This window comes from Streptomyces sp. NPDC107546 (assembly GCF_055639175.1).
The window spans coordinates 234,891-260,797 of the sequence record NZ_JBVKBA010000002.1 but is presented as its reverse complement, the minus strand read 5'-3'; the positions used below and the strand labels follow the sequence as shown (position 1 = coordinate 260,797).

Annotated in this window: 22 protein-coding genes; 13 read left to right on the top strand and 9 right to left on the bottom strand. The window is 71.8% G+C overall.

Annotated elements, in window-relative coordinates; translation table 11 throughout:
* Window positions 1-52 precede the first annotated feature (52 nt).
* From ACZ7L1_RS03735 to ACZ7L1_RS03720, 4 genes are read left to right on the top strand one after another with little or no spacing between them, the layout of a single operon-like run.
* Complete coding sequence (locus ACZ7L1_RS03735; protein WP_471433885.1) at window positions 53-796, top strand: enoyl-CoA hydratase family protein; 744 nt, start codon at window positions 53-55, stop codon at window positions 794-796.
* Window positions 797-1,690, top strand: coding sequence for a CoA transferase subunit A (locus ACZ7L1_RS03730; protein WP_471433884.1), 894 nt, complete (start codon window positions 797-799; stop codon window positions 1,688-1,690).
* Window positions 1,687-2,442, top strand: coding sequence for a CoA-transferase subunit beta (locus ACZ7L1_RS03725; protein WP_471433882.1), 756 nt, complete (start codon window positions 1,687-1,689; stop codon window positions 2,440-2,442). The genes ACZ7L1_RS03730 and ACZ7L1_RS03725 overlap by 4 nt, the downstream gene beginning before the upstream one ends.
* Window positions 2,442-3,500 carry an NAD(P)H-dependent flavin oxidoreductase gene (locus tag ACZ7L1_RS03720; RefSeq protein WP_471433880.1) on the top strand — a complete coding sequence of 353 codons (1,059 nt, stop codon included), beginning with the start codon at window positions 2,442-2,444 and terminating at the stop codon, window positions 3,498-3,500. The genes ACZ7L1_RS03725 and ACZ7L1_RS03720 overlap by 1 nt, the downstream gene beginning before the upstream one ends.
* On the opposite strand, the gene ACZ7L1_RS03715 is transcribed toward ACZ7L1_RS03720, so the two are convergent.
* From ACZ7L1_RS03715 to ACZ7L1_RS03705, 3 genes are read right to left on the bottom strand one after another with little or no spacing between them, the layout of a single operon-like run.
* On the bottom strand, window positions 3,484-4,641 hold the full coding sequence (locus ACZ7L1_RS03715; protein WP_471433879.1) for an acetyl-CoA C-acetyltransferase: 1,158 nt from the start codon (window positions 4,639-4,641) through the stop codon (window positions 3,484-3,486). The two genes, ACZ7L1_RS03720 and ACZ7L1_RS03715, sit on opposite strands and share 17 nt — an antisense overlap.
* 42 nt (window positions 4,642-4,683) lie before the next feature.
* The gene (locus ACZ7L1_RS03710; protein WP_446789910.1) at window positions 4,684-5,328 is read right to left on the bottom strand and encodes a TetR/AcrR family transcriptional regulator; all 645 of its coding nucleotides are present in this window, start codon (window positions 5,326-5,328) and stop codon (window positions 4,684-4,686) included.
* 48 nt (window positions 5,329-5,376) lie between these two features.
* The gene (locus tag ACZ7L1_RS03705) at window positions 5,377-6,162 is read right to left on the bottom strand and encodes an SDR family oxidoreductase (RefSeq protein WP_471433877.1); all 786 of its coding nucleotides are present in this window, start codon (window positions 6,160-6,162) and stop codon (window positions 5,377-5,379) included.
* A 68-nt stretch (window positions 6,163-6,230) separates the two neighbouring features.
* Between ACZ7L1_RS03705 and ACZ7L1_RS03700 the strand changes: the two genes are divergently transcribed.
* The gene (locus ACZ7L1_RS03700; protein ID WP_471433875.1) at window positions 6,231-7,367 is read left to right on the top strand and encodes an acyl-CoA dehydrogenase family protein; all 1,137 of its coding nucleotides are present in this window, start codon (window positions 6,231-6,233) and stop codon (window positions 7,365-7,367) included.
* Window positions 7,368-7,395: 28 nt separating this feature from the next.
* Window positions 7,396-8,349 carry an acyl-CoA dehydrogenase family protein gene (locus ACZ7L1_RS03695; protein WP_471433873.1) on the top strand — a complete coding sequence of 318 codons (954 nt, stop codon included), beginning with the start codon at window positions 7,396-7,398 and terminating at the stop codon, window positions 8,347-8,349.
* Window positions 8,350-8,355: 6 nt separating this feature from the next.
* Here the strand turns inward: ACZ7L1_RS03695 and ACZ7L1_RS03690 are convergent, their stop codons facing one another.
* Window positions 8,356-9,075, bottom strand: coding sequence for a vWA domain-containing protein (locus ACZ7L1_RS03690; RefSeq protein WP_471433871.1), 720 nt, complete (start codon window positions 9,073-9,075; stop codon window positions 8,356-8,358).
* Window positions 9,076-9,219: 144 nt separating this feature from the next.
* Here ACZ7L1_RS03690 and ACZ7L1_RS03685 point away from each other — a divergent pair, with 144 nt between their 5' ends.
* The gene (locus tag ACZ7L1_RS03685; protein WP_471433869.1) at window positions 9,220-9,378 is read left to right on the top strand and encodes a hypothetical protein; all 159 of its coding nucleotides are present in this window, start codon (window positions 9,220-9,222) and stop codon (window positions 9,376-9,378) included.
* A gap of 151 nt (window positions 9,379-9,529) precedes the next feature.
* Here ACZ7L1_RS03685 and ACZ7L1_RS03680 read toward each other — a convergent pair whose 3' ends face one another.
* The 3 genes from ACZ7L1_RS03680 to ACZ7L1_RS03670 form a co-directional block, all read right to left on the bottom strand.
* Window positions 9,530-10,993 (bottom strand): glutamate synthase subunit beta, encoded by a 1,464-nt coding sequence (locus ACZ7L1_RS03680; RefSeq protein WP_471433867.1) that lies wholly within the window; start codon window positions 10,991-10,993, stop codon window positions 9,530-9,532.
* Window positions 10,986-15,581, bottom strand: a complete 4,596-nt coding sequence (gene gltB / locus ACZ7L1_RS03675; RefSeq protein ID WP_471434221.1) for a glutamate synthase large subunit — start codon at window positions 15,579-15,581, stop codon at window positions 10,986-10,988. The genes ACZ7L1_RS03680 and gltB overlap by 8 nt, the downstream gene beginning before the upstream one ends.
* 366 nt (window positions 15,582-15,947) lie before the next feature.
* Window positions 15,948-16,679 (bottom strand): VIT1/CCC1 transporter family protein, encoded by a 732-nt coding sequence (locus ACZ7L1_RS03670; protein WP_471433864.1) that lies wholly within the window; start codon window positions 16,677-16,679, stop codon window positions 15,948-15,950.
* Window positions 16,680-16,935: 256 nt separating this feature from the next.
* On the opposite strand from ACZ7L1_RS03670, the gene ACZ7L1_RS03665 reads away from it, so the two are divergent.
* Genes ACZ7L1_RS03665 through ACZ7L1_RS03640 form a run of 6 tightly spaced genes read left to right on the top strand, consistent with a single transcriptional unit; the run spans window position 16,936 to window position 23,907 of the window.
* Window positions 16,936-18,210 (top strand): ADP-ribosylglycohydrolase family protein, encoded by a 1,275-nt coding sequence (locus ACZ7L1_RS03665; protein WP_471433863.1) that lies wholly within the window; start codon window positions 16,936-16,938, stop codon window positions 18,208-18,210.
* A complete protein-coding gene (locus ACZ7L1_RS03660) occupies window positions 18,207-19,328 on the top strand; it encodes an ADP-ribosylglycohydrolase family protein (RefSeq protein WP_471433862.1) in 1,122 nt (373 codons plus the stop codon). Before ACZ7L1_RS03665 ends, ACZ7L1_RS03660 begins: the two co-directional genes overlap by 4 nt.
* A gap of 7 nt (window positions 19,329-19,335) precedes the next feature.
* Window positions 19,336-20,505: an ADP-ribosylglycohydrolase family protein gene (locus tag ACZ7L1_RS03655; RefSeq protein WP_471433861.1), complete on the top strand. Its 1,170-nt coding sequence runs from the start codon at window positions 19,336-19,338 to the stop codon at window positions 20,503-20,505.
* Window positions 20,493-21,896, top strand: a complete 1,404-nt coding sequence (locus ACZ7L1_RS03650) for an ADP-ribosylglycohydrolase family protein (RefSeq protein ID WP_471433859.1) — start codon at window positions 20,493-20,495, stop codon at window positions 21,894-21,896. The genes ACZ7L1_RS03655 and ACZ7L1_RS03650 overlap by 13 nt, the downstream gene beginning before the upstream one ends.
* A complete protein-coding gene (locus tag ACZ7L1_RS03645) occupies window positions 21,893-23,083 on the top strand; it encodes a CaiB/BaiF CoA transferase family protein (protein ID WP_471433857.1) in 1,191 nt (396 codons plus the stop codon). Before ACZ7L1_RS03650 ends, ACZ7L1_RS03645 begins: the two co-directional genes overlap by 4 nt.
* Window positions 23,080-23,907 (top strand): HpcH/HpaI aldolase/citrate lyase family protein, encoded by an 828-nt coding sequence (locus tag ACZ7L1_RS03640; RefSeq protein WP_471433855.1) that lies wholly within the window; start codon window positions 23,080-23,082, stop codon window positions 23,905-23,907. Before ACZ7L1_RS03645 ends, ACZ7L1_RS03640 begins: the two co-directional genes overlap by 4 nt.
* 77 nt (window positions 23,908-23,984) lie before the next feature.
* Here ACZ7L1_RS03640 and lgt read toward each other — a convergent pair whose 3' ends face one another.
* Together lgt and ACZ7L1_RS03630 are read right to left on the bottom strand one after the other, a co-directional pair.
* Window positions 23,985-24,968: a prolipoprotein diacylglyceryl transferase gene (lgt, locus tag ACZ7L1_RS03635; RefSeq protein ID WP_471433853.1), complete on the bottom strand. Its 984-nt coding sequence runs from the start codon at window positions 24,966-24,968 to the stop codon at window positions 23,985-23,987.
* A gap of 118 nt (window positions 24,969-25,086) precedes the next feature.
* Complete coding sequence (locus ACZ7L1_RS03630; protein ID WP_471433851.1) at window positions 25,087-25,863, bottom strand: DsbA family protein; 777 nt, start codon at window positions 25,861-25,863, stop codon at window positions 25,087-25,089.
* Between the last annotated feature and the right edge of the window lie 44 nt (window positions 25,864-25,907).

Sequence of the window (25,907 nt, the reverse complement as noted above, 5' to 3'; positions counted from 1 at the left end):
AGCTTCGAATCGCACCTAACAAACGTTTGGTGGAAAGGTAGCTGATGTACCCATGGGTGTCTCCACCTCGTGCCCGGAAAAAGGGGTCGCCGTCGTCACGGTCGACTTCCCGCCGGTGAACGCCCTGCCGGTGGTCGGCTGGTTCGCCCTGGCCGACGCCGTGCGGTCGGCGGGCCGCGACCGGGAGGTCCGCTGTGTCGTGCTGGCCGCCGGGGGGCGCGGTTTCAACGCGGGTGTGGACATCAAGGAGATACAGGCCGAGGGCAGCGGCACGCTGATCGGGGCCAACCGGGGGTGCTTCGAGGCGTTCGCGGCGGTGTACGAGTGCGAGGTGCCGGTCGTCGCCGCGGTGCAGGGGTTCTGCCTGGGCGGCGGGATGGGGCTCGTCGGCAACGCGGACGCGATCGTGGCGAGCGAGGACGCCGTCTTCGGGCTGCCGGAGCTGGACCGGGGGGCGCTGGGCGCGGCCACGCATCTGGCGCGGCTGGTTCCACCGCATCTGATGCGTGTCCTGTACTACACCGCGCGCACGGTGACGGCGGGCGAGTTGCACGCGCACGGCTCGGTGTGGCGGGTGGTGCCGCGGGACGGGCTCAGGGACGCGGCGCTGGAGCTGGCCGGTGAGATCGCCGCCAAGGACGGTGAGCTGCTTCGGCTGGCCAAGGCCTCGCTCAACGGCATCGACCCGGTCGACGTGCGCCGAAGCTACCGCTTCGAGCAGGGCTTCACTTTCGAGGCGAACCTCAGCGGGGTGGCCGGCCGGGTCCGGGACACCTTCGGGAAGGAGGGCGGATAGGTGGGGGACAAGACGATGACCGCCGAGGAGGTCGTCTCCCGGCTGGAGAGCGGCATGACCCTCGGCATCGGAGGCTGGGGCTCGCGCCGTAAGCCGATGGCCCTGGTGCGGGCGCTGCTCCGCTCCGGGATCACCGATCTGACGGTCGTGTCCTACGGCGGTCCGGACGTCGGCATGCTCGCGGCGGCGGGGCGGATCCGGAGGCTGGTCGCCGCGTTCACGACCCTCGACTCGATCCCGCTCGAACCGCACTTCCGGGCGGCCCGGGAGAGCGGTGCGCTGCAGCTGGTGGAGGTCGACGAGGCGATGTTCCTGTGGGGGCTGCGCGCGGCGTCGAACCGGCTGCCGTTCCTGCCGGTGCGGGCGGGCGTCGGCTCGGACGTGCTGCGGGTCAACCCCGGCCTGCGGACGGTGACGTCGCCGTACGGGGAAAGGTGGCCCTTCACCGGCGACTGCGGGACCGCCTCACCCGTCCCGCGCGAGGAGTTCGTGGCGATGCCCGCGCTGCGCATGGACGCCGCCCTGGTGCACGTCAACCGTGCCGACCGCCTGGGCAACGGCCAGTACCTGGGCCCGGACCCGTACTTCGACGACCTGTTCTGCGAGGCGGCCGAGGCGGCGTACGTCTCGTGCGAACGGATCGTGGACACCGCGGAGCTGACGAAGGAGGCCGCACCGCAGACCCTACTGATCAAGCGGCACACCGTGACGGGGGTGGTCGCGGCTCCGAACGGCGCGCACTTCACGTCCTGCGCACCCGACCACGACCGGGACGAGGCGTTCCAGCGGCACTACGCGACCACCGAGTGGTCCAGGTTCGCCGGGAGGTTCCTCGCCGGGGACGAACACGCCTACCAGGCGGCCGTCCGGGCCTGGCACGAGGAGCGGTCATGAGCGGAGCGAGCCGCGCGGAGTACTGCGTGATCGCGTGCGCCGAGGCCTGGCGCGGCGCCGGGGAGATCCTCGCGGGCCCCATGGGCCCCATCCCGTCGATCGGGGCGCGGCTGGCGCGGCGGAGCTTCGCCCCGGACCTGCTGCTCACCGACGGCGAGGCGATGCTGGTGGACGCCGACGGCACGGTGGAGGGCTGGTTGCCGTACCGGCAGCATCTGGAGCTGGTGACCGGCGGTCGGCGGCACGTGATGATGGGCGCCAGCCAGATCGACCGTTTCGGCAACCAGAACATCTCGTGCATCGGGGACTGGGCAGAACCCCGGCGGCAGTTGCTCGGGGTACGCGGAGGGCCGGTCAACACCCTCAACCATCCGACCAGTTACTGGATACCGCGGCATTCGCGGCGGGTGTTCGTCGAGCGGGTCGACATGGTGTGCGGGGTGGGGTACGACCGCGCGGCCCGTCACCCGGCCACCGCCCGCTTCCACCACATCGTGCGCGTCGTCTCCGACCTCGGCGTGTTCGACTTCGACACCCCGGACCGGTCGATGCGGCTGGCCTCGCTGCATCCGGGGGTGACGGTGGCGGAGGTGCGGCAGGCGACGGGCTTCGAGCCGACGGTCCCCGAGGACGTTCCGTACACCCGTGAACCGACGCCTGAGGAGCTGCGGTTGATCCGTGAGGTGATCGATCCGGAGGGGATCCGGGAGCGGGAGGTGCCCGATCGGGTCGGTGAGGGCGGTGGGCGCTGATGGACACCGCGTTCACCCGGCTCGTCGGGGTCCGGCATCCGGTGGTGCAGACGGGCATGGGCTGGGTGGCCGGGCCCCGTCTGGTCTCCGCCGCGGCCGGCGCGGGCGCGCTCGGGATCCTCGGCTCCGCGACCATGACGCTCGACCAGCTGCGGGAGGCGATACGGGAGGTCAGGGCACGGACGGACGCGCCGTTCGGGGTGAATCTGCGGGCGGACGCCCAGGACGCGGGCGATCGGGTGCGGATGCTCGTGGAGGAGGGCGTGCGGGTGGCGTCGTTCGCGCTGGCGCCGTCGGCCGAGCTGATCGCCGAGCTGAAGGCGGCGGGGGTCGTCGTGATCCCGTCCGTGGGAGCGCGGCGGCATGCCGAGAAGGCGGCCTCCTGGGGTGCCGACGCGGTGATCGTGCAGGGCGGCGAGGGCGGCGGACACACGGGTGAGGTGGCGACGACCGTGCTGCTACCGCAGGTGGTGGACGCGGTCGACATCCCGGTGGTGGCGGCGGGCGGCTTCCGTGACGGGCGCGGGCTGGTCGCGGCGCTGGCGTACGGGGCGGCGGGCATCGCGATGGGCACGCGGTTCCTGCTGACGTCGGACTCGACGGTGCCCGAGGCGGTGAAGGCGCGCTATCTGGCGGCGTCCGTGCGGGATGTGAAGGTGACGACGGCGGTGGACGGGCTGCCGCACCGCATGCTGCGCACGCCGTTCGTGGACTCGCTGGAGCACGTGGGCCGGGCGCGGGCGCTGCTGCGGGCGGTGCGCGGGGCGTCGGCGTTCAGGAGGGTGTCGGGTCTGACGTGGCCGCGGATGATCCGCGACGGCCTCGCCCTGAAGCACGGCAAGGAGCTGAGCTGGAGCCAGGTCCTGCTCGCGGCGAACACGCCGATGCTGCTCAGGGCCGCGATGGTTGAGGGTCGGACGGATCTCGGGGTGATGGCGTCCGGGCAGGTCGCCGGGGTGATCGACGACCTGCCGTCGTGCGCGGAGCTGGTGGGGCGGATCATGACGGAGGCGGAGGAGGTGCTCGGGTCCCTGGAAGGGTTCAGAGCCGTTCGATGATCGTCACGTTGGCCTGGCCGCCGCCCTCGCACATCGTCTGCAGGCCCAGGCGACCGCCGGTGCGCTCAAGTTCGTTCAGGAGGGTGGTCATCAACTTGGCTCCGGTGGCACCCAGGGGGTGGCCGAGGGCGATGGCGCCGCCGTTGACGTTGACCTTCTCCGGGTCGGCGCCGGTCTCCTTCAGCCAGGCGAGGACGACCGGGGCGAACGCCTCGTTGATCTCGACGAGGTCGATGTCGTCGATCGTGAGCCCGGACTTCTTCAGGGCGTGCGCGGTCGCCGGGATCGGGGCCGTCAGCATGCGGATCGGGTCCTCGCCGCGCACCGAGAGGTGGTGGACCCGGGCGCGCGGGGTCAGCCGGTGTTCCTGTACGGCCCGTTCCGAGGCCAGCAGCAGGGCCGCCGCGCCGTCGGAGACCTGCGAGGAGCAGGCGGCGGTGACGGTGCCGCCCTCCAGGACCGGCTTCAGCTCGGCCATCTTCTCCAGGGAGGTGTCCCGGCGCGGGCCTTCGTCGACCGTGACGTCCCCGTAGGCGACGGTCTCCTTCTCGAAGCGGCCCTCGTCGAGGGCGCGCACCGCCCGCCGGTGCGAGCTGAGGGCGTACTCCTCCTGCTCGCGCCGGGTGATGCCCCACTTCGCGGCGATCATCTCGGCGCCGACGAACTGGTTGACGGGTTGGTCGCCGTAGCGGGCCCGCCAGCCCTCGCTGCCCGCGAACGGCCCCTCGGTCAGCCCGAGCGGTTCGGCGGCCTGACGGGAGGCGAAGGCGATCGGGATCTGCGACATGTTCTGCACCCCGCCCGCGACCACCAGGTCCTGGGTGCCGGACATGACGGCCTGTGCCGCGAAGTGCACGGCCTGCTGGGAGGAGCCGCACTGCCGGTCGACGGTCACGCCGGGCACCTCTTGGGGCAGCCCGGCAGCCAGCCAGCAGGTGCGGGCGATGTCCCCGGCCTGCGGCCCGACGGTGTCCAGGCAGCCGAGGACGACGTCCTCCACGGCGGCCGGGTCCACGCCCGAGCGCTCCATGAGGGCTTTCAGTACGTGTGCGCCCAGGTCGGCCGGATGGACCGCGCTGAGCCCGCCCCGGCGCCGCCCGACGGGCGTACGGACCGCTTCGACGATGTAGGCCTCGGCCATGGTGGACTCCCTCGCGCAGGACGACGGTTCACGTACGGCTGCTCACGTGCTGCTGTGCTCCTGCTGTTCCTCACGTACGGCGATCCCGTCGAGCACCATCGACAGGTACTGGCGGGCGATCTCCTCCGGGCTGTGCTGTCCACCGGGCCGGTACCAGGAGGCGGCGACCCACACGGTGTCGCGTACGAACCGGTAGGTGAGCCGGACGTCGAGGTCGGCCCGGAAGACCCGGTCGGCGACGCCCCGTTCCAGGGTGGACAGCCACGCCTTCTCGAACTTGCGTTGCGACTCGGCGAGGAACGCGAACCGTTCCTGCGCCGCGAGCTGCTTGGACTCCTTCTGATAGATCGCGACGGCCGCGCGGTGCCGGTCGATCTCCCGGAAGGACTCGGTGACCAGTGCCTCCAGCGTCTTCCGTGGGCCGAGGCCGGCGTCCAGGACGGTGTCGTAGCCGTCCCACAGCTCGTCCAGGAAGGTGCGCAGGATCTCCTCCAGCATCGACTCCTTGGAGTCGAAGTGGTAGTAGAGGCTGCCCGCGAGCATTCCGGCGTGGTCGGCGATCGTGCGGACGGTGGTGGCGTTGTAGCCCTGCTCGGCGAAGACCTCGGCGGCTGTGTCGAGGAGTTCGCGGCGGCGGGCGGGTGCGGCGGTCACCTGTGGCTTCTTGTTGGTCGGCTTGGTCGGCACGGATCCATTGTGATCCCCGGCGTGCTGGTCCATCGCCGGGCCACAGCACTAGGGATGCCGACTGCTGACGGCGACGACCTCGCCGGTCATGTACGAGGAGTAGCCGGACGCCAGGAAGACGATCACGTTGGCCACCTCCCACGGCTCCGCGTGCCGCCCGAACGCCTCTTCCGCGGTCAGCTCCTGAAGCAGTTCGGGGGTCGTGACCTTCACCAGGTGCGGATGCAGGGCGAGGCTCGGAGCGACCGCGTTGACCCGCACGCCGTACGGGGCCGCCTCCATGGCCGCGCACCGGGTCAGGGCCATCACGCCCGCCTTCGCGGCGGCGTAGTGCGCCTGTCCGGCCTGGGCGCGCCAGCCGAGCACCGAGGCGTTGTTGACGATCACGCCGCCGCCGACCTCCTTCATGGCGCGCAGGGCCGCGCGCAGGCACCGGAAGGTGCCGTTCAGCGTCACGTCGAGCACGCGCGACCACTGCTCGTCGGTCATGTCGACGAGCGCGGCGGTGCCGCCCAGGCCGGCGTTGTTGACGACGATGTCGAGTCGGCCATGGGTCCGGACGGCGGTGTCGAAGAGAGCCCGGACCTGGGTCTCGTCGGTGACGTCGCACGGCAGCGCGCTCACCGAGCCCTCGAACTCCCCGGCCAGCTCCGCCTCGTACCGCTTGAGGCGGCGCACGTGCGCGTCGCTGATCAGGACACGCGCGCCCTCCTCCAGGAACCGGCGCGCGATCGCGGCGCCGATCCCCGCACCGGCCGCCGCGGTGATCACCGCGGTGCGCGCCCGCAGCAGCCCATGGCCGGGCACATACGCCGGACTCTCGACGCCTGTCATGAGACCACGCTAACCTACCAAACACTTGTTAGGGAAACTTGGCGAGGAGCGGCGGAAGGACGGAGCTCGTGGATCTGACCCACTCCCCCGCGGACGATGCCTTCCGCGCCGAGGCGCGGGCCTGGCTCGCGACACATGTGCCCGCGGCCCCGCTGCCCTCGCTGGAGACCGAGGAGGGCTTCGCGGCGCACCGGGGGTGGGAGGCGGAACTGGCCGCGGACCGCTGGTCGGTGGTGGCCTGGCCGACCGCGTACGGCGGACGGGACGCGGGGCTGGTGCGGTGGCTGATCTTCGAGGAGGAGTACTACGCGGCGGGCGCACCGGGCCGGGTGAGCCAGAACGGGATCCATCTGCTGGCGCCGACCCTGTTCGACCACGGCACCGAGGAGCAGCGGGCCCGGGTGCTGCCGCCGATGGCGCGCGGGGAGGTGGTCTGGGCGCAGGCGTGGTCGGAGCCGGAGGCCGGTTCGGACCTGGCCTCCCTGCGGTCGAGGGCGGTGCGTGCCAACGGCGGCTGGCGCTTGAGCGGGCAGAAGACGTGGTCGTCGCGGGCGGCCTTCGCGGATCGGGCCTTCGGGTTGTTCCGCAGCGAACCGGAGGCAGCCAAGCACCAGGGGCTGACCTATCTGATGTTCGACCTGCGCGCACCTGGGGTGACGGTCCGACCGATCGGCCGCCTCGACGGGAAACCGGCGTTCGCCGAGCTGTTCCTGGACGAGGTGTTCGTGCCCGACGAGGACGTGATCGGCGAGCCGGGCGAGGGCTGGCGGATCGCGATGTCGGCAGCCGGCAACGAACGCGGGCTCACCCTCCGCTCCCCCGGCCGCTACCTGGCCGCCGCCGACCGGCTGGTGGAGCTGTGGCGGCAGCGAGGATGCCCGGTGCGGGCACAGGACCGGGTGGCCGACGCGGTGATCGGCGCCCGTGCCTACCAGCTCTTCACATACGCGGGCGCGTCCCGCTTCCTTCAGGGCGAGCCGCTGGGTCCGGAGGCCAGCATGAACAAGGTGTTCTGGTCGGAGCACGACATCACGCTGCACGAGACGGCTCTCGACCTGCTGGGCGAGGAAGGCGAGCTGGCGGACACCGGCTGGGCGCAGGGGTACGTCTTCTCCCTCGCGGGGCCCATCTACGCCGGCGCGAACGAGATCCAGCGCGACATCATCGCCGAACGCCTGCTCGGCCTGCCGAAGGGCAGCCGCTGATGCGCCCGCTCCCGAAAGGCGATGGCTGATGCGTTTCCTGCTCACCGATGAACAGTGCGCGTTCGCGGGCTCGTTGGACGCGCTGCTGACGGCTGCCGACACCCCCTCGGTCGTACGGTCCTGGGGTGCCGGCGACCCCACGGCGGGCCGTGCGCTGTGGTCCCGGATCGCGGAGGCGGGCGTCTTCGCGCTGGCGATCCCGGAGGCGTACGGAGGGATGGGGCCGCTTCCCGTGGAACTGGTCGTGGCCTTCGTGGAGTTGGGGCGGCACGCGGTGCCGGGCCCGCTGGTGGAGACGGTCCTCGCGGCGGCCCTCCTGTCCGGACGGCCCGAGCCCGCCGGGCGGCTGCTGCCCCGGCTGGCGTCGGGCAGGGCGCTGGCCACGGTGGGCGCACCGTACGCCCTGGACGCGGACACCGCGGACCTCGTCCTCGCTCTCAGGGACGGCCAGGTATGGCGGGCACCGGGCGCCCGGGACATACGCCCGTCCCTGGACCCCGCCCGGCGCCTTGCCACCACGCTCCCCGGTGGGGAACTTCTCTCCCCCCTCATCCCCCCGGACGCCGTCCTCTGGGCCCGCCTCGCCACCGCGGCCCAGGCGCTCGGCGTGGGGCTGGCGCTCCTCGACAGGACCGTCGCCCATGTCGGGCAACGCGTCCAGTTCGGTGTCCCCACAGGCTCCTTCCAGGCCGTCAAACACCGTCTGGCCGACGCGAAGATCGCCCTGGAGTTCGCGCGTCCGTTGCTCTTCGGAGCGGCCCTGTCCATGACGCCGGCGGACGTGGCCGCCGCCAAGGTCGCGGCCTGCGAGGCGGCGTACGCGAGCGCCCGGACCGCGCTCCAACTGCACGGGGCGATCGGCTACACCGCCGAGTACGACCTGTCCCTGTGGCTGACCAAGGCGCGTGCGCTGCGCACGGCGTGGGGTGGGCCCGCGCAGTGCCGGGCCACCGTCCTCAGCGGTGTCGACCGCGGCACATAAGAACGCTCACGCCACGATGCCGCGCGCCCGCGCCGCCGCGAGCCACTGCGGGAACTCGCCCACCAGACGGTCGTACAGTTCGGCGTCGGGCACGGTCCGCGGGTCCGTACCGGCGTGGAAGAACCCGGCGTTGTCGACGACCCGCTTCCCCGGCACCGCCAGCTCGTCGAGCCTGCGCAGGAAGTCGAACTGCTTGCTGTCCGGGTCTCCGAACCCTATGAACTGCCAGAACATGGGCAGCTTGGCGGCCCTGCACAGATACCGTTCCGCGGCGAGCTTGTCGGTGGGCCCGCCGTCGGTCTGGAAGACGACGAGGGCCGGCTCCCGGGAGCCGCTGTCGAGGTAGTGGTCGATGACGGCGTCCATCGCCACGTGGTAGCCGGTTCTGCCCATGTGGCCGAGCCCGGCGACGATCCGGTCGATACGGCCCCGGTGGTCGCCCAGGGAGATGTCGGAGACGGCGTCGACATCGGTGGAGAAGAAGACGACCGGCACGCTTCCGTCGTCGTCGAGGTGCGCGGAGAGCCCCAGCACACGTTCGGCGAGCGCCTGCACGCTGCCGTCCTTGTAGTAGGGCCGCATGGACCCGGAGTGGTCGACCACGAGGTAGACGGCGGCCCGCTGCCCGTCGAGGCCGTGCTTGCGCAGCGAGACCCCGGCGGTCTTGTACAGGCCGACCAGCGCGGGGGCGGTCTGCTCCACCTTGGTGAGGCTGATCGCGGCCATGGGGGCTCCCTTCGGGCCCGGGGACGGGGTGTCGAGGCTACGCCACGGCACCACCGGCCTTTCTCCGGCGCGCAGTCGGGAGCGTCGGGCCTTGAGAGCACGGGACGCGCGACCTACCCGGTCGGCGACTGGTACGACGTTCGGGTGGAGCAGCGCGGCCCGGTCCTCACCGTCGCGGTCGGCGGCAAGCACCTGGTGACCTTCACCGACGAGGAACGGCCGTATCCGCGGGGCAGGGTGGGCGCCTACACCGCGGACGCGACGGTCAGGTTCGAGGGACTCGAGGCGAGTTCGGGCCGATGACATGCGGCGGCGCCTGCCCTCGCGTCCGGTCGGGGACTGGGTGGGCAGGCGCCGTCTCGCAGGGTCTGGGGGGGGAGGCCCCCCAGACAACCCGCCCGTACGCCGTTGTACGGGACGTATATGAGTGACCGTCAGGTCACGGTTGGAGCCGTCAGACCGTCAGTGCGCGGTCCGTCGGCCGGATCGGGGCCGGCAGGTCGCTGGCACCGGTGAGGTAGCGGTCGACGCCGCGGGCGGCCGAGCGGCCCTCGGCGATCGCCCAGACGATCAGCGACTGGCCGCGGCCCGCGTCACCGGCCACGAACACGCCAGGCACGTTCGTCTGGAAGTCGGCGTCGCGTGCGATGTTGCCGCGCTCGTCCAGCGCCAGGCCGAGCTGCTCGACCAGGCCGTTCTGCTGGTCGGTGCCGGTGAAGCCCATGGCGAGGGTGACCAGCTGGGCGGGGATCTTCCGCTCGGTGCCCGGCTTCTGCGTCAGCTTGCCGTCCACGAACTCGACCTCGGCCAGGTGCAGCCACTGCACGTTGCCGTCCTCGTCGCCCTCGAAGTGGGTCGTCGAGGCGGAGTAGATCCGCTCGCCGCCCTCCTCGTGGGCCGAGGTGACCTTGTAGAGGATCGGGAAGGTCGGCCACGGCTGGTTCGTGGGGTGCCGCTCGTCGTTCGGGCGGGGCATGATCTCCAGCTGCGTGACGGAGGCCGCGCCCTGGCGGTGGGCGGTGCCCACGCAGTCCGCGCCCGTGTCACCGCCGCCGATCACGACCACGTGCTTGCCCTCGGCCGAGATCGGGGTGGTGACGTAGTCGCCCTCCTGGACCTTGTTGGCCAGGGGCAGGTACTCCATCGCCTGGTAGATGCCCTTGAGCTCACGGCCGGGGACCGGGAGGTCGCGGGCGGTGGTGGCGCCCGCGGCGATCACGATCGCGTCGTACCGCTTGCGCAGGTCCGACGCCTTCAGGTCGCGGCCGATCTCGATGCCGGTACGGAAGCGGGTGCCCTCCGCGCGCATCTGCTCGATACGGCGGTTGATGTGCCGCTTCTCCATCTTGAACTCGGGGATGCCGTAGCGGAGCAGACCGCCGATGCGGTCGGCGCGCTCGTACACGGCCACCGTGTGGCCGGCCCGGGTCAGCTGCTGGGCGGCGGCGAGACCGGCGGGGCCGGACCCGATCACCGCGACCGTCTTGCCCGACAGGCGCTCCGGGGCCTGCGGCTTGACGTCACCACTGTCCCACGCCTTGTCGATGATCGAGACCTCGACGTTCTTGATGGTGACCGGCGGCTGGTTGATGCCGAGCACGCACGCCGACTCGCACGGAGCGGGGCACAGGCGGCCCGTGAACTCCGGGAAGTTGTTCGTGGCGTGCAGCCGCTCGGAGGCGGCCGTCCAGTCCTCGCGGTAGGCGTAGTCGTTCCACTCGGGGATCAGGTTCCCGAGCGGACAGCCGTTGTGGCAGAACGGGATGCCGCAGTCCATGCACCGGCTGGCCTGCTTGCTGATGATCGGCAGCAGGGAGCCGGGGACGTAGACCTCGTTCCAGTCCCTGACGCGCTCCTCGACGGGGCGGGACTTGGCGACCTCGCGGCCGTGGTTCAGGAAGCCCTTGGGATCAGCCATTGGTCGCCGCCTCCATCATCTTCTCGTGGGTCTCGGTCTCGGTCAGACCGGCTCGCTCGGCGGCGTCCTTGGCGGCGAGCACTGCCTTGTACGTGCTGGGGATGATCTTGCTGAAGCGGGTCACGGCCGTGTCCCACTCGGCGAGGAGCTTCTCGGCCACGGTCGAACCGGTCTCCTCCTGGTGGCGGCGCACCACGTCGTGCAGCCAGTGCTTGTCGGCGTCGTCCAGGGCCTCGACGGCGCCCAGGTTGCCGGCGTTGACGTTGTCGCGGTCCAGGCCGATGACGTACGCGACACCGCCCGACATTCCGGCTGCGAAGTTGCGGCCCGTCTCGCCGAGGACCACCGCATGGCCGCCGGTCATGTACTCGCAGCCGTGGTCGCCCACGCCCTCCGCGACGACCAGCGCACCGGAGTTGCGGACGCAGAACCGCTCGCCGACCTTGCCCCGCAGGAACATCTCGCCGCTGGTCGCGCCGTAGGCAAGGGTGTTGCCGGCGATGACGCTGTACTCGGCGAGGTGGTCGGCCGCGCGGTCCGGACGGACGACGATCCGGCCGCCGGACAGGCCCTTGCCGACGTAGTCGTTGGCGTCGCCCTCCAGGCGCAGGGTGACACCGCGCGGCACGTAGGCGCCGAAGGACTGGCCCGCGGAGCCCGTGAAGGTGATGTCGATCGTGTCGTCGGGCAGGCCCGCGCCGCCGAACTTCTTCGTCACCTCATGGCCGAGCATGGTGCCGACCGTGCGGTTGATGTTGCGGATCGCGACCTGGGCACGCACCGGCTGGGCGTCGGCCTGCGAGTCCGCGTTCAGGGCGTCGGCGGCGAGCTTGATCAGCTCGTTGTCGAGCGCCTTCTCCAGGCCGTGGTCCTGCGCGATCACCTGGTGGCGCACCGCGCCCTCGGGCAGCTCGGGCACGTGGAACAGCGGCTCCAGGTCCAGGCCCTGCGCCTTCCAGTGGTTCACCGCGCGGGTCACGTCCAGGACCTCGGCGTGGCCGACGGCCTCCTCGATGGAGCGGAAGCCGAGCTCGGCCAGCAGCTCGCGGACCTCCTCCGCGATGAACTGGAAGAAGTTCACGACGAACTCGGCCTTGCCGGAGAACCGCTCGCGCAGCACCGGGTTCTGCGTGGCGATGCCGACCGGGCAGGTGTCCAGGTGGCAGACGCGCATCATGACGCAGCCGGAGACGACGAGCGGAGCGGTCGCGAAACCGAACTCCTCGGCGCCCAGCAGCGCGGCGATGACCACGTCACGGCCGGTCTTCAGCTGGCCGTCGGTCTGCACGACGATGCGGTCGCGCAACCCGTTGAGCAGCAGGGTCTGCTGGGTCTCGGCGAGGCCGAGCTCCCAGGGACCGCCGGCGTGCTTCAGCGACGTCAGCGGGGAGGCGCCCGTGCCGCCGTCGTGGCCGGAGATGAGGACGACGTCCGCGTGCGCCTTGGACACACCGGCCGCGACCGTGCCGACGCCGACCTCGGAGACCAGCTTCACATGGATGCGGGCCTGCGGGTTGGCGTTCTTCAGGTCGTGGATCAGCTGCGCCAGGTCCTCGATGGAGTAGATGTCGTGGTGAGGCGGCGGGGAGATGAGCCCCACGCCCGGCGTCGAGTGCCGGGTCTTGGCCACCCACGGGTACACCTTGTGGCCGGGCAGCTGGCCGCCCTCACCGGGCTTGGCGCCCTGGGCCATCTTGATCTGGATGTCGTCCGCGTTGACCAGGTACTCGGAGGTCACGCCGAAGCGGCCGGAGGCCACCTGCTTGATCGCCGAGCGGCGTGCCGGGTCGTACAGGCGCTCCGGGTCCTCGCCGCCCTCACCGGTGTTGGACTTGCCGCCCAACTGGTTCATGGCGATGGCGAGGGTCTCGTGCGCCTCCTGGGAGATGGAGCCGTACGACATGGCGCCCGTGGAGAACCGCTTGACGATCGACGAGACCGGCTCGACCTCCTCGATCGGGATCGGCTTCCGGTCCGACTTGAAGCCGAACAGGCCGCGCAGCGTCATCAGGCGCTCGGACTGCTCGTTCACGCGGGCCGTGTACTTCTGGAAGACGTCGAAGCGGCCGGTGCGCGTGGAGTGCTGGAGGCGGAAGACCGTCTCCGGGTCGAACAGGTGCGGCTCGCCCTCGCGGCGCCACTGGTACTCGCCGCCGATCTCCAGCGCGCGGTGCGCGGGAGCGATGCCGGAGGCCGGGTAGGCCTTGGCGTGGCGGGCGGCGACCTCCTTCGCGATGACGTCGATGCCGACGCCGCCGATCTTGGTGGCGGTGCCGTTGAAGTACTTCTCGACGAAGGCCTCGTCCAGACCGACGGCCTCGAAGACCTGGGCGCCACGGTAGGAGGCGACCGTCGAGATGCCCATCTTGGACATGACCTTCAGGACGCCCTTGCCGAGGGCGTAGATCAGGTTGCGGATGGCCTTCTCGGGCTCGACGCCCGGCAGGAACGTGCCTGCACGGACGAGGTCCTCGACGGACTCCATCGCCAGGTACGGGTTGACGGCGGCGGCGCCGTAGCCGATGAGCAGGGCGACGTGGTGGACCTCGCGGACGTCACCGGCCTCGACCAGCAGGCCCACCTGGGTGCGCTGCTTGGTGCGGATGAGATGGTGGTGGACGGCCGCGGTGAGCAGCAGCGACGGGATCGGCGCGTGCTCGGCGTCCGAGTGCCGGTCCGACAGGACGATCAGACGGGCGCCGTTCTCGATGGCGGCGTCGGCCTCGGCGCAGATCTCCGCGAGGCGCGCGGCGAGGGCGTCACCGCCACCGTGCACCCGGTACAGGCCGGAGAGCGTGGCGGCCTTGAAGCCGGGCATGTCGCCGTCGGCGTTGATGTGGATGAGCTTGGCCAGCTCGTCGTTGTCGATCACCGGGAAGGGCAGGGTGACCGAACGGCAGGAGGCGGCCGTCGGCTCGAGCAGGTTGCCCTCGGGGCCCAGCGAGGAGCGCAGCGAGGTGACCAGCTCCTCGCGGATGGCGTCCAGCGGCGGGTTGGTGACCTGGGCGAACAGCTGGGTGAAGTAGTCGAAGAGCAGGCGCGGACGCTCGGAGAGCGCGGCGATCGGCGAGTCGGTGCCCATGGAGCCGATCGGCTCGGCGCCGCTCTTGGCCATCGGCGCGAGGATGACGCGCAGCTCCTCCTCGGTGTAGCCGAAGGTCTGCTGGCGGCGGGTGACCGAGGCGTGGGTGTGCACGATGTGCTCGCGCTCGGGCAGGTCGACCAGCTCGATCTCGCCGGCTTCCAGCCACTCGGCGTACGGCTGCTCGGCGGCGAGGGTCGCCTTGATCTCGTCGTCCTCGATGATGCGGTGCTCGGCGGTGTCGACGAGGAACATGCGGCCGGGCTGCAGGCGGCCCTTGCGGACGACCCTGGCCGGGTCGATGTCGAGGACGCCGACCTCGGAGGCGAGCACGACCAGGCCGTCGTCGGTGACCCAGTAGCGGCCAGGACGCAGGCCGTTGCGGTCGAGCACGGCGCCGACCTGGGTGCCGTCGGTGAAGGTGACGCAGGCCGGGCCGTCCCACGGCTCCATCATCGTGGAGTGGTACTGGTAGAAGGCGCGCCGGGCCGGGTCCATGGAGTCGTGGTTCTCCCACGCCTCCGGGATCATCATCAGCACGGAGTGCGGCAGGGAGCGGCCGCCGAGGTGGAGCAGCTCGAGCACCTCGTCGAAGGAGGCGGAGTCGGAGGCGTCCGGGGTACAGATCGGGAAGATCCGCTCCAGCTTCTCCGAGGCGCCGAACAGGTCGGAGATCAGCTGCGACTCGCGGGCGCGCATCCAGTTGCGGTTGCCCTTGACCGTGTTGATCTCGCCGTTGTGCGCGACGAAGCGGTACGGGTGGGCGAGCGGCCAGCTCGGGAAGGTGTTCGTGGAGAACCGCGAGTGGACGAGCGCGATGGCAGTGGCGAAGCGGCGGTCGGACAGGTCCGGGAAGAAAGGCTCGAGCTGGCCGGTGGTCAGCATGCCCTTGTACACGATCGTGCGCGCGGACAGCGACGGGAAGTACACGCCTGCCTCGCGCTCGGCGCGCTTGCGCAGCACGAACGCCTTGCGGTCGAGGTCGATGCCCTTGCTCACGCCGTCCGTCACGAACAGCTGGCGGAAGGCGGGCATCGTGGAGCGGGCGGTGGCACCGAGCAGCTCGGGGGCGACCGGGACCTCGCGCCAGCCCAGGACGGTCAGGCCCTCCTCGGCGGCGATCGTCTCGATCGTCGAGGTGGCCTCGGTGGTGCCGTCCTCGGGCAGGAAGGCGATACCGACGGCGTAGGCGCCCGCCTCGGGCAGTTCGAATCCGGCCACCTCGCGGAAGAAGGTGTCGGGGACCTGCGAGAGGATGCCGGCGCCGTCACCCGAGTCGGGCTCGGAGCCGGTGGCACCGCGGTGTTCCAGGTTGCGCAGAACCGTGAGCGCCTGCTCGACCAGCGCATGGCTCGCCTCGCCGGTGAGGGTGGCCACGAAGCCGACGCCACAGGCGTCGTGCTCGTTGCGGGGGTCGTACATACCCTGCGCAGCAGGGCGAGCATCCATGAAGGACCAGTTCTGGCCATTCGCGGAGTGCTGGGACGGCTGGCGCGGCGTACGCATCGGCTCTCCCGTCGTCGTCATGTGGCATATGCAGGTGCCGAGGGACGACGTTGGCCCTCTGCGAAGAGTCAAAATTTCGTGCAGGTTACATGATGGAGCGGATCTCGGGAACCGGGATAGGCCGTTCCAGCATGCGGACATCGCCGGGGCGTGGCGCGGGTTCCACGCACGGCGATGGAGTGGAGGGGGCACAAGCGGACAGATCAGTGTCCGTCGACCCGGGTACGGAGGGCAACATCGCCCACCGTGAGGGGTGCGGAGCAGGCGTCATTGCCCGCGGCGCGTACGGCTCATGCCCGCTGGTTAAGCACGCGAAACCGTCGAGTAACAACTATTTATGCAGTCCCTCGCATAAATAGCCTGCACTTATCGTACGGCCGTACCGAACAAAGTGCCCAGGACGTACGTCACACCCGCCGCGGCACCACCGAGGGCGAGCTGCCTGAAGCCGCTGTACCACCAGCTGCGCGCGGTCACCTTGGCCACGACGGCGCCGCACGCGAAGAGCCCGAGGAGCGCGAGGAGGACGGCGGGCCACAGGGCGTGGGCACCGAGCAGGTAGGGCAGGAGGGGCAGCAGGGCGCCGAGCGCGAAGGACCCGAAGCTGGAGACGGCGGCCACCAGCGGGGAGGGCAGGTCGCCCGGGTCGATGCCGAGCTCCTCGCGGGCGTGTATCTCCAGGGCCTGCTCGGGGTCGCGGGAGAGCTGCCTGGCGACCTCGCGGGCCAGCGCGGGCTCGACGCCGCGCGCCTCGTACAGCGCCGCCAGCTCCTCCTCCTCGTCCTCCGGGTGCTTCCTCAGCTCCCGCCGCTCGACGTCGAGCTCGGCCTCGACCAGCTCACGCTGCGAGGCGACGGAGGTGTACTCGCCGGCGGCCATGGAGAAGGCCCCGGCCGCCAGACCCGCGAGGCCCGTGATGATGATCGTCTGCTGGCTGACGGATCCACCGGCGACACCCGTCATCAGGGCCAGGTTGGACACCAGCCCGTCCATCGCACCGAACACGGCCGGGCGCAGCCAGCCACCGTTGACATCCCGGTGGGTGTGGTTGTCCCGGTGCGCCTCGTGCAGCGTCGCCTCGGTCTCGATGATGGCCATGAGGGTCCCCCAGGAAGCTTAGGCAAAGCTAAGTTTGGACACGTTCTATCTTTCGACAACACAGAACCTACGCCTTGAATTTCCGCCCCGCCAGCAAGGAAAGGCTGGGCTAACCTGCACCTTTGTCGCCTCGCGCTCATTCGTGATAGCCACCGCTCAGATGCCGGACGGGTGATGCTGAGGCCCGCAAGGCTCTGCGCCACGGTTTCAGGGGGACAGATCCGCACAGGGCGCGCCCCGAGAGGAGAGGCATCGTATGGCCATCGCCTGCAGTCCCCCCGCACAGGCGCCCGAGGACGCCGCCGGTCCCCGGGAACGGGCGCGGGGCGCGTTGCTCGGCCTCGCCGTCGGGGACGCGCTGGGGGCGCCCGCCGAGAACCTGAAGCCGTCCGAGATCCGGGCCCGCTGGGGTCGTGTCACGGGGTTCGTCACCGAGCAGCCGTGCGGCACGGACGACACCGAGTACGCCATCTTCTCGGGGCTGCTGCTGGCCCGGCACGGCTCGGCGCTCACCGTGGCGCATGTGGAGGCGGCCTGGCACGAGTGGATCGTGGACCGGGACGAGGGGCCGCTGCGCGGGGCGGGCTTCAGCGAGCGCGGGACGCTGGAGAACCTGCGCCGGGGCCTTGCCGCACCCGTCTCCGCGCAGCACCGGCACGCCTGGAGCGACGGGCTCGCCATGCGGGCGGCGCCCTTCGGGGTCTTCGCCGCGGGTCGCCCGGCGGAGGCGGCGCGACTGGTGGCGATCGACGGCTCGGTGAGCCATGAGGGCGAGGGCATCAACGGCGGCCGGGCGGTCGCGGCCGGCGTCGCGGCGGCGATGACCGGAGCGTCGACGAGCGTCGTGGTGGCCTCGGCCCTCGCGGCCGTCCCCGAGGACTCGTGGACCGCCCGCTCGCTGCGGCGCGCGATCGCCGTGGCCCACCGCGGCGCCCGCGCGGTCCGCTCCGCGGTGGTGATCGACGGCTACCCCTGGACGGACCTCGCGCCCGAGGCGGTCGCCCTGGCGTTCGGCGCGTACATGGCGGCAGACGGCGACTTCCGGGAGTCGGTGCTCGCTGCGGTCAACATGGGCCGCGACGCCGACACCACGGCGGCGGTCGCGGGCGCCCTGGCGGGCGCGAGCCGGGGGATCGCGGCGATCCCCCGGGAGTGGGCGGCGGTGATCGGCCCGGCACGGGGACGCTGCCTGCCGTCGGTGGAGGGGCACCACGTGCTGGACGTGGCCGAGCTGCTGACGCCGGGGGGCAGGGGGAAGTGGGCCGCGGGGGCCGTCCGCGGGGAGGGGGCCGGGGGAATCCGAGAGGGAAGGGCCACTCGGATCCGCGGGGCCGGGGGCACGGGGGTCCCGGAGACGGGGCCGGGCGTACGGGGCGACGGAGCCCTGGGGCGTGACGTCCGGGAAGCCGGGCGGGGTGACGGCCAGGAAGCCGTACGGGGTGACGGCCAGGAAGCCGTACAGCGTGAACGGCGTGAGGTACGTACGCCACTCGGTGCGGCACCGTACGACCGGACGCAGGGGGAGCCGTGAGCGGGCCTCGGCGGGTCGAGGGTCTGCTGCTCGGGCTCGCCGTCGGCGATGCCGCCGGGTGGCCCGCCGCCCGGCACCGGGCCGCACGGATGCCCGAGTGGACCCGGCGGCTGACCCGGGAGCTGGACACCTTCGCCGAGGAGAACTCGACCACCACCCTGCCGGTGCCGATCGCCCTCAACCAGGCGCCGCAGCCGCTGCGGCTCGGACCGTCGGACGACGCCGAGTGGGCGGCGTTCACGGCCGGGGTCCTGCTGCGTGCCAAGGACGCCGACGCGTTCGGCGGTCTCGACCGGCAGCGCGGACTACGAGCCGCTCTCGACCGGTCCTGGAACGCCCTCGCCGCCGAGGTCGCCGCCCCGGCCGACCGCACCCCCGAAGCGGAGTCGGCCGTCATGCAGCTGCGCGCCCGCATCTCCGTCCGCGCGGGCCTTGGCAACCTCGCCACCGGGCTGCGCCCGCCCGCCACCGGTCACGACAACCCGCACTACTTCGACGACGCGGCCTGCGTACGGGCCTGCGTGCTCGCCGTGGCCCACCCGGGCGCGCCCGAACTCGCCGCCGAACTGGCCGAGTTCGACGCCCGTTACACCCAGGACGGCGACGGGGTGCACGGCGCCCGCGCCATGGCCGCGGCCCTCTCGCTCGCCCTGTCCGGGGAAGCGCTCGACAACTGCGTGAGGGCCGCGCTGGCCGAGCTCCCCGAGTCCACCGAGATCGGCCGCAACGCCCGGCACGCCCTGAAGCTGGCCCACGACGGCGAGGGCGCCTTCCCCGTCGTCCCCCTGCTGGAACATCAGATCGTCGACCACGTCTACAGCTATGGCGTCGCGGCCGCGGAGACCGTCCCGGTCGCCCTCGCCCTCGCGACGGCGGCCCACGGACGCGTCGCGGAGGCGGTGCCCGCCGCCGCATGCCTGTCGCGGGTGGCCGACTCCGCCCCGGCCCTCGCGGGCGCACTCACGGGAGCCCTCGGCGGCGGCGCGGCGATCCCGTGCTCCTGGCGCGACGCCTGCCGCACCCTCGCGGGCTGTGCACTGCCCCACCTGAGCGGCACGGACCTCGTACACCTCGCCGAACTCCTGGAGACGACGGAGCTGGCCACTGCCGGTGGATGATTCGGGCATGACGCCCACTCCTGACGAGTCGGTCCCTCTGGACGAACGCATCACCGGCGCCCTGGTCGGCGCCGCCGTCGGCGACGCCCTCGGCGGTCCCGTCGAGGGCCACTCCCCCGAGCAGATCGTCGAACGGCACGGCGGCCGGGTGCACGGGATCGTCGGACCCTGGCACGGCGACGCCTGGCGCACGGCCCGCCCCATCGCCCCGTACCACAAGGGGGACGGCCACGTCACCGACGACACCTTGATGACGCACGCGCTGGTACGGGTGTACGCGGCCGTCCGCGACCACCTCGACGCGTACGCGATCGCCGAGCACCTGGTCCCCGACCTGATGACGAACCCGCGCTGGATCCCTGAGCTGGAGGCGGAGGCACTCCCGCTGCACCGCGTCTTCCTGGCGGAGAAATGGCTCGTGACACGGCTTCACCACGCCCATGCGGACCCGCGGGAGGCGGGCGTCGGCAACATCGTCAACTGCGGTGCCGCGATGTACATGGCGCCGGTCGGCCTGGTCAACGCGGCGAACCCCGAGGGCGCGTACGCCGAGGCCCTGGACGTGGCGGGCGCGCACCAGTCGTCGTACGGCAGGGAGGCGGCCGGGGTGCTCGCGGCGGCGGTGGCGGCGGCCTGCGCACCGGGCGCGACACCGGACTCGGTCGTGGCGGCGTGCCTGTCGCTGGCGAAGGACGGGACGCGCGCCGCGATCGAGACGGTCTGCGACACGGCCTCCCGCTACTCCGACTACGAGTCGGCGCTACGGCCGCTGCGGGAGGCGGTGGCGCCGTACGACACCGTCGGCCCCGACTACCGCGCTCCGTCCCTGGGCGCCCGCCGACCGTCCCGGCTGCACGCGATCGAGGAACTCCCGGTGGCGCTCGGCATGGTGGTCGTGGCGCGCGGGGACTACCGTCACGCGGTGCTCGGCGCGGTGAACTACGGCCGGGACTGCGACTCCATCGCCACGATGGCGGGCGCGATCACGGGCGCGCTGGGCTCACAGGTCCCGTCCGACTGGGAGAAGGCGGTCGCGGAGGCGAGCCGCCTCGATCTGCACGCCCCGGCCCGGACGCTCACGGAGGTCACCCGGGAGGTCTTCGCCCGGGACGTGCGCCACCGCCGGTCCCATGAGGCGGCCTTCGCCGCGCTGGGAGGATCCAGGTGCTCCGACTGACCTGGGTCCAGCCGGAGGACCTCCTCGGCCATGAGCTCCGCCAGGCGGAACAGGACGGCCGGGAGCCGTCGGCGATCGCAGCGAGGTGGAGGGCGGCAGGCGGCCCACCGGTGCCCCTGACCGCCGGCGCGTCACCGGTACCGGCGTCCCCGTACCTGCGCCTGCTGGCGAAGGACTTGCTGGACGAACTGGCCGACCTGCCGAGCAGCTTGGCGGAACACGAGCCGACCGACCTGGCCCGGATCAGGGCGCTGTGCCGGAGCTGGCCGACTGAAACTGCGGGCAGTCGTGCCACGCAGCCTGCGCGGGAAGGCGAAACCCACCCCCGAGCAACCCCCACCGAGGCGCACCTCGAAGCCGCCTGGCTGGGACGGGCAGCCGGCTGCCTCCTCGGCAAACCGGTGGAAAGGCTCCCCCTCGACGGCATCCGTCAACTCGCCGAAGCCACCGGCAACTGGCCGTTGAAGACCTGGTTCACGGCCCGCGGGCTACCCGCAGACCTGGCCGGGCAGTACCCGTGGAACCGTCGTTCCGCAAAAAACTCCCTCGCCGAGAACATCGACGGCATGCCCGAGGACGACGACCTCAACTACCCACTGCTGAACCTCTTGTTGCTCGGGCGCCACGGCAAGCACTTCACCACCGTCGACGTCGCCCGGCTCTGGCTCGACGAACTCCCCGCCGCCCGTACGTTCACCGCCGAACGCGTCGCCTACCGCAACCTCCTCTCCGGCATCGAACCCCCACGCACCGCCCGCCATCGCAACCCCTTCCGCGAATGGATCGGCGCCCTCATCCGTGCCGACGTGCACGGCTGGACCAACCCGGGCGACCCGGCCGCCGCCGCGGAACAGGCCCACCGCGACGCCACCCTCACCCACACCGGGAACGGCGCCTACGCGGCGATGTTCACCGCGGCCGCCATCGCCGAGGCGGCCACCGGCGCCCACGACGTCCACCACTGCCTGCGCACCGGCCTCACGGTCGTCCCGCCCGCCTCCCGCCTCGCCCGCGCGGTCCGCCACGCGATCCGACTGGCCGAATCCACCTCGGACTTCGACGCGGTGGTCGACGAACTGCACGCCGCCCACCGCGGCTACCACTGGGTCCACGCCATCCCCAACACCGCCCTGATCGCCGCAGCCCTCACCCACGCCGACGGCGACTTCACCGGATCCATCTGCCGTGCGGTGTCCGGGGGGTGGGACACCGATTCGAACGGAGCGACGGCCGGCAGCATCGCCGGACTGCTGGCCGGACACCCCACCGCGCTCCCCGACCGCTGGACCACCCCCCTCAAGAACCGGCTTGCCACGTCCGTCGGCGACTTCAACGGCGTCGGCTTCGACGCCCTTGCCCACCTCACCCACCGGGAGGCCCACCGCTCATGACCGCACCCCTCGCCGGCCTCCGCGTCCTCGACCTCGCGACCCTCTTCGCCGGTCCCCTCGCCGCCACTCTGCTCGGTGACTTCGGCGCCGAGGTCATCAAGGTCGAGCACCCGGCCCGTCCTGATCCCTCCCGCGGCCACGGCCCGACCAAGCGCGGCGTGGGGCTGTGGTGGAAACTGCTCGGCCGCAACAAGCGCACGATGACGCTCGACCTGTCCAAGCCCGGTGGCCGTACGACACTGCTGCGGCTCGCCGCGACCGCCGACGTGATCGTGGAGAACTTCCGCCCGGGCACCCTTGAGAAATGGGCCCTTGGCTGGGACGAGCTGTCCGCCGTGAACTCCCGGCTCGTCCTCGCCCGGGTGACCGCGTTCGGCCAGTTCGGCCCGTACGCGCACCGCCCCGGCTTCGGCACACTCGCGGAGGCGATGAGCGGATTCGCGGCGATCACCGGGGAGCCGGACGGCCCGCCGACACTCCCGCCGTTCGGGCTGGCCGACTCGATCGCGGCCCTGGCGACGGCGTACGCGGTGATGACGGCCCTGGCGGCCCGCGAGCGCACCGGGACCGGCCAGGTGGTGGACATGGCGATCATCGAACCGATCCTCACCGTCCTCGGCCCGCAGCCGATCTGGTTCGACCAGCTGGGCCATGTCCAGGGGCGCACCGGCAACCGCTCCCAGAACAACGCCCCGCGCAACACCTACCGCACCGCGGACGGCGGCTGGGTCGCCGTCTCGGCCTCCGCCACGTCCGTCGCCGAGCGGGTGATGCGCCTGGTCGGACGCCCTGAGCTGATCGAGGAGCCGTGGTTCGCAACAGGTGAGGAGCGTGCCCGGCACGCGGACGTGCTCGACGAGGCCGTCGGCGGGTGGATCGCCGGCCGTACCCGTGCGGAGGTGCTGAAGGCGTTCGAGGACGCGGAGGCCGCGGTGGCGCCCGTGCAGGACGTGCGGGAGGTGATGACCGACCCGCAGTACGCGGCGCTGGGCACGATCACCACGATCCCGGACGACCCGGAGCTGGGCCGCCTACGGATGCAGAACGTCCTGTTCCGCCTCTCCGCCACGCCCGGCGCGATCCGCTGGGCCGGCCGCCCGCACGGCGCGGACACGCGGGCGGTCCTGACCGAGCTGGGCCTGACGGCCCCAGAGATCGCCGCGCTCGAGGCGGAGGGTGCGCTATGACCCCTCTCACCCTGTTGTACGCGCCCGGAGACCGCCCGGAGGTGGTGGGCAAGGCGCTCACCTCCGGGGCGGACATGGTGCTGGTCGACCTGGAGGACGCGGTCGCCCCGGACCGCAAGGCGTACGCGCGGGCGGCGACGGCGGAACGGCTCGCGCAGCGCCCGCCGGTGCCGGTCCATGTCCGGGTGAACGCGCTGGACAGCCCCTGGGGCGAGGCGGACCTCAGGGCGCTCACGGCGCTCGTGGGTCTCGCGGGGCTGCGTCTGCCGAAGGTGACGTCGCCCTCGGACGTCGTCCGTGTCGCGCGACGTGCCCTGCGGGCGGACGGCACGGTCGTCCCCCTCCACGCCCTTCTGGAGACGGCTCTGGGGGTGGAGCGCGCGTTCGCGATCGCGTCGGCGCATCCGGCCGTGCGGGGCATCGCGCTGGGCGAGTCGGACCTCCGGGCCGACCTGGGCGTACGGGAGGACGCGGGGCTCGACTGGTCGCGGGCGCGGGTGGTGGTGGCGGCCCGGGCCGCCGCGCTGCCGCCGCCGACCCAGTCGATCTACCCGGACACACGGGACCTGGAAGGCCTGGCGGCGTCCTGCGCACACGGTCGCGGCCTGGGCTTCCTGGGCCGGGCGGCGATCCATCCCCGTCAGCTTCCGGTCATCGAACGCGCCTACGCACCGACCCCGGAGGAGATCACGCGAGCGGAGGAGACCCTCAAGGCCGCCGCCCTGGACCAGGGCGCCCAGGCCCTCCCCGACGGGCGCTTCATCGACACGGCGGTGGTGAGAGAGGCGTACAGAACCCTGTCGTTGGCCCGCCGGAGGCGTTGAGGACCGGACATGCGCGGACACACGCCGGGGGCGCCGTATCCAGCGATACGGCGCCCCCGGCAACGCGGGAACGTCCCTCAGCCCTTCTGGGCCGACTCGGCCTCGTCCTGCGACGTCTCTGCGGTCCCCTCGGTCTCCGCCTGCTCCGTGGCCTTCGCAGCCGTCGGCTTCTCGTCCTCCGGCTCGGGCTCGCCCTTCTTCTCCGGCTCCCCGGGGTCGGTGTCCCCCTCGGCCTCGCCGCCGGAAGCGCCCGGCTCGACCACTGCCTCCTGGCCCGGCCTGACCCGCGACGACACGATGATGTACGTCACCGCCAGCAGGAACACCAGAATCGCGGTCCACTCGTTCAGCCTGAAGCCCAGGAAGTGGTGCGCGTCGTCGACCCGCAGGTACTCGGTCCCGCCGCGGCCCACGCAGTACGCGGCCACGTAGAGCGCGAACGCCCGCCCGTGTCCCAGCTTGAAGCGGCGGTCCGCCCAGATCACCAGGAATCCGACCCCGATGCACCACAGCGACTCGTACAGGAACGTCGGGTGGTAGTACCCCGGCACCCTTCCGTCCGTGGAGGAGGTGATGTGCAGCGCCCACGGCAGGTCCGTCGGCCGCCCGTACAGCTCCTGGTTGAACCAGTTGCCCCAGCGTCCGATCGCCTGCGCGAAGGCGATCCCGGGTGCGACGGCGTCGGCGTACGAAGGAAGCGTGATGCCCCGGCGACGGCAGCCGATCCACGCGCCGACCGCGCCGAGCGCGATCGCGCCCCAGATACCGAGCCCGCCCTGCCAGACCTTGAAGGCGTCCACCCAGTCACGGCCCTCGCTGAAGTACAGCTCGTAGTCCGTGATCACGTGGTAGAGCCGCCCGCCGACCAGGCCGAACGGCACGGCCCAGACCGCGATGTCGGCCACCGTGCCCGACCGGCCGCCCCGGGCGATCCAGCGCTTGTTGCCGAGCCACACGGCTACGAAGACACCGATGATGATGCAGAACGCGTAGCCGCGCAGCGGAATGGGGCCGAGGTACAGCACTCCGCGCGAGGGGCTGGGGATGTAGGCAAGTTCCATGGCAGGAACGACGCTACCCTGCCGGACACGCAGCGTGGCAACCCACCCGGCTACGGGTCCATAACGTACGACTCCCCCGGCCTATCGGGCGCCGGGGGCATCGCGGAGGCCCACGGTCTCAGGACTTGCCGGCGGCCTCCACCATCTGCTTGAGCTTGGCCGGTGTCATCGTGCGGTCGTCGAAGAGGTTCTTTCCGCCGAGGAGCACCGTCGGCGTGCCGGAGTAGCGGGCGCTCTGGAACGCGGCGTTCGACTTCACCACCCAGCTGTCGTGCGTACCGTCCTTGACGCACTTCTGGAAGGCCGGGCTGTCGAGGCCGCCGACCTTGCCGGAGAGCTCGATCAGCTTGGCGTTGTCCGCGTACGTGTCCTGTGTTTCCTTGGGCTGGTTGTCGTACAGCACGTCGTGGTAGCCCGAGAACTCTCCGGCGTCCTGCGCGCACGCCGCCGCGTTGGCCGCGGTGCGGGAGCCGCTGCCGCCCAGGTTTCCGTCGATGAGCGTGACCAGGTGGTACTCGACTTTGAGCTTCCCGGCGTCGACCAGCTGGTGGATCGTCGGGCGGTAGGCGGTCTCGAAGGCCCGGCAGGCCGGGCAGCGGAAGTCCTCCCACACCGTGAGGGTCGACTTGGCGGAGTCCTTGCCGACGGGGATCGCGAGGGCGCCCTTGCCCGTCGCCCCGGAGGGTGCGATGGCGGGGCCGGACGCACCGCTCTTGCCGCTCTTGCCGGCGTTCGCCGCCAGGACGCCCACCACCGTCGCCAGCGCCAGGACACAGACGACCGAGGCACCCACGATCAGCGCGCGGCGGCGCTTGTCCGCGGCCTTCTGCTTCTGTCGCTCGACCGCCAGCCGCTCGCGGGCGTTGCGCTTTCCTTCACGGTTCTTCTCGCTCACATCGGGCAGAACGAACCGGGGAGGCGCAGCGCGCCTCCCCGGCC

Excerpts from the sequence above, each read along its gene's own strand:
- ACZ7L1_RS03680 (WP_471433867.1), bottom strand. The coding sequence starts at position 10,993 with ATGGCTGATCCCAAGGGCTTCCTGAACCACGGCCGCGAGGTCGCCAAG.
- ACZ7L1_RS03665 (WP_471433863.1), top strand. The coding sequence starts at position 16,936 with ATGGCCATCGCCTGCAGTCCCCCCGCACAGGCGCCCGAGGACGCCGCC.
- ACZ7L1_RS03655 (WP_471433861.1), top strand. The coding sequence starts at position 19,336 with ATGACGCCCACTCCTGACGAGTCGGTCCCTCTGGACGAACGCATCACC.
- lgt (WP_471433853.1), bottom strand. The coding sequence starts at position 24,968 with ATGGAACTTGCCTACATCCCCAGCCCCTCGCGCGGAGTGCTGTACCTC.
- ACZ7L1_RS03690 (WP_471433871.1), bottom strand. The coding sequence starts at position 9,075 with ATGGCCGCGATCAGCCTCACCAAGGTGGAGCAGACCGCCCCCGCGCTG.
- ACZ7L1_RS03725 (WP_471433882.1), top strand. The coding sequence starts at position 1,687 with ATGAGCGGAGCGAGCCGCGCGGAGTACTGCGTGATCGCGTGCGCCGAG.
- ACZ7L1_RS03640 (WP_471433855.1), top strand. The coding sequence starts at position 23,080 with ATGACCCCTCTCACCCTGTTGTACGCGCCCGGAGACCGCCCGGAGGTG.
- ACZ7L1_RS03720 (WP_471433880.1), top strand. The coding sequence starts at position 2,442 with ATGGACACCGCGTTCACCCGGCTCGTCGGGGTCCGGCATCCGGTGGTG.
- ACZ7L1_RS03705 (WP_471433877.1), bottom strand. The coding sequence starts at position 6,162 with ATGACAGGCGTCGAGAGTCCGGCGTATGTGCCCGGCCATGGGCTGCTG.
- ACZ7L1_RS03670 (WP_471433864.1), bottom strand. The coding sequence starts at position 16,679 with ATGGCCATCATCGAGACCGAGGCGACGCTGCACGAGGCGCACCGGGAC.
- gltB (WP_471434221.1), bottom strand. The coding sequence starts at position 15,581 with ATGCGTACGCCGCGCCAGCCGTCCCAGCACTCCGCGAATGGCCAGAAC.
- ACZ7L1_RS03735 (WP_471433885.1), top strand. The coding sequence starts at position 53 with ATGGGTGTCTCCACCTCGTGCCCGGAAAAAGGGGTCGCCGTCGTCACG.
- ACZ7L1_RS03645 (WP_471433857.1), top strand. The coding sequence starts at position 21,893 with ATGACCGCACCCCTCGCCGGCCTCCGCGTCCTCGACCTCGCGACCCTC.
- ACZ7L1_RS03715 (WP_471433879.1), bottom strand. The coding sequence starts at position 4,641 with ATGGCCGAGGCCTACATCGTCGAAGCGGTCCGTACGCCCGTCGGGCGG.
- ACZ7L1_RS03695 (WP_471433873.1), top strand. The coding sequence starts at position 7,396 with ATGCGTTTCCTGCTCACCGATGAACAGTGCGCGTTCGCGGGCTCGTTG.